Origin of the sequence: Cochleicola gelatinilyticus (assembly GCF_001637325.1) — a bacterium.
GTDB classification, from domain to species: domain Bacteria; phylum Bacteroidota; class Bacteroidia; order Flavobacteriales; family Flavobacteriaceae; genus Cochleicola; species Cochleicola gelatinilyticus.
In genome coordinates, this window is sequence record NZ_LRXL01000030.1 from 1 (window position 1) to 2,239 (window position 2,239).

Sequence of the window (2,239 nt, forward strand, 5' to 3'; positions counted from 1 at the left end):
TCAGCGCCGCAAAGTAACATCGATATTTTTGTATTAATTACTGAACTTTTAGGCTTATAAAACTAAATAACTCTCTCAACATTTCCCGTTTTCAGTAATCCGACCATTGAATTAAATGTACTGTCCAATCAGTTTTATAAGTCGTGTTGTCTTCATTAAGTTTCCGCTTCCGTTTCGCTGCGAACAATTTTTATTCAGAAGTTTTATTTAGCGTTCAGATTTCGTGCGGCTTGTCAGTTCAGCGTAATTTTATAGTTTCAGTTGCGAAATGCTTGGAGAATTTTTGCATTACGGGCGCCATTACTTGTAACGGTTTGTGTATGAGTAGTGCGGGAGGGAAGTTTCCTAAATTTTCAATCCAACACTAGCCAAATCTACTGTTTTTCTTTTTATTTTTTTGTACAAAAAGCCAAATCAGAAGATTTGGCGGTCATTCTAAATATACCGAAACTTTCTATTAGACGATATAGCCCGTATTACTTATACACGGTGTTGGCAACTGGCTTTATTTATAGGTTAATCTAATTGGATTATCTTTTATTTCCATTGTATAATATTGGAAATTTTCACCCTTTTCATTTAATAAATGCAGTAAAATAGCTTTCGTTTCCAAACTGCAATTTATTCCAAAATAGACTGCTTTTAAATTCTTTAATTTGTAATGGTAATAGGTTGGTTTCTTTCTCCATATTCTCAACTCTTTTTCTTTTTTCCATAAATGAGCTTTAATAGAAATGTCAGATAATAAATATTCTAAATATTCATCTTCTCCATTTAAGAATTTAGCTAATTTTTCTGTTCTGAATTCAGGTAATACTTTAACATATTTTACCTCTTGAAAGTTGGAATTAATTTCTTCTTCTCCAAATTCAAATTCTAAAGCAAAACCCGAGTGACCAGAAGCATAATGGGACCACATTAAAATATCATCTACTGATTTACTAAGTGAGCAAAATGCAAATTTTTCTATGGTGATTTTGCGTTGTTGATTAATAAAATCAGCTATTTTGTTATCATCACATTTCAATAAGTTTTGTAACGTTTTATTTTTAACATCCAAGTGCTCTTTAAAATCAGCTATTTGTTTTTTGTTAAATTTCCTGTCAATATACCCTAAACAATCAAAAGGGTCATTCATTTTTTTAGGATAATGACACCATAAACCTTTCATAGAAAGAGATTTGTATGAATAATTTGTGTCAGGATAATATTTGTAAAGTTTCATTTTTAGCTTGTTGCCAACGTGTTTGTATATGGTTTGATGCGTGGTTTAGCACGTAATTTAGCAAATAAAAACCGAATAGAAAATCCGCGAGGATTTTCGTAAGTTGGCTAGAACTAGCAATAAATTATATACGGTGTTGTACACCGTTTTTTATTCGGTTATTTCTTTTTTGTTTAATTCAAAAATCCAGACTCCCAAAACTATCGTTAAGGAATATATTAAAACCCAAATTGTTTGTTCCGACCATCGTGTTATAAATCCATTATCGACGATATAAAATGTAATCCAAACCGATAAAAAGGAATAAAGAGATAAGATTATTTTCTCTTTCGAATTTGAGAATTTACTTTTTAAGCTACTTTTAATAATCCAAAATATTATCATCGCAGGCATTGACGAAAGCAATCCAACAATAATCATCACGAATATTATTTCGTAAGAGCTTAATATGCTGTTGAAGCTAGAATCATTTATTATTGCACCTAAAATTAATGCTATAAGAAGTGGCGATAATATTACGGTGAACAGCCAAACTTTAATTATATAATTCATTCAACCTTTTTTATTCTGCACCAAAATAGTCGTCATAGTGATGTTTAAATTCCGTTTGCATTAATTCAGATGTAATTCCTCCAAATTGAATTTCATATTCTTCGTTATCCATTCCAGTTATTGCTCCACCCCAACCATTTAGTTCGGTTCCGTTTTCCAAGTAAACTTTCAGTTCGGGAATTACAACAGTATCAATCAGCTTTAATTTAGGTTCGTCATCGTTTATTTGAACATTATGTTTTTTACAATGCTTTCTAAACAGTTCATAAGGTGATTCCACGTTTTCAAAATTGATTTTTCCGTGGATAACGCCCATTGGCGTGTCAGCAAATTCAAAATCAGTTGTTCCGATTTTTACTCCGTTTAATTCTATGCTATATGTTTTTCTCAAATGGTGTACAACGGTTTGCATAAGAACAGTAAGCTGCAAAACGGACCGACTGTTCGATTTAACTTTAAAGA

The 2,239-nt window shown here is 31.4% G+C and carries 2 protein-coding genes; both read right to left on the bottom strand.

Annotated features, from left to right (window positions below):
• Positions 1-505: 505 nt before the first annotated feature.
• Positions 506-1,171, bottom strand: a complete 666-nt coding sequence (locus tag ULVI_RS07650) for a DUF2971 domain-containing protein (protein WP_197463491.1) — start codon at positions 1,169-1,171, stop codon at positions 506-508.
• Between the two features lie 616 nt (positions 1,172-1,787).
• Positions 1,788-2,239 (bottom strand): hypothetical protein (locus tag ULVI_RS07660; protein WP_206743814.1); only part of this gene is annotated, 452 nt, incomplete at its 5' end.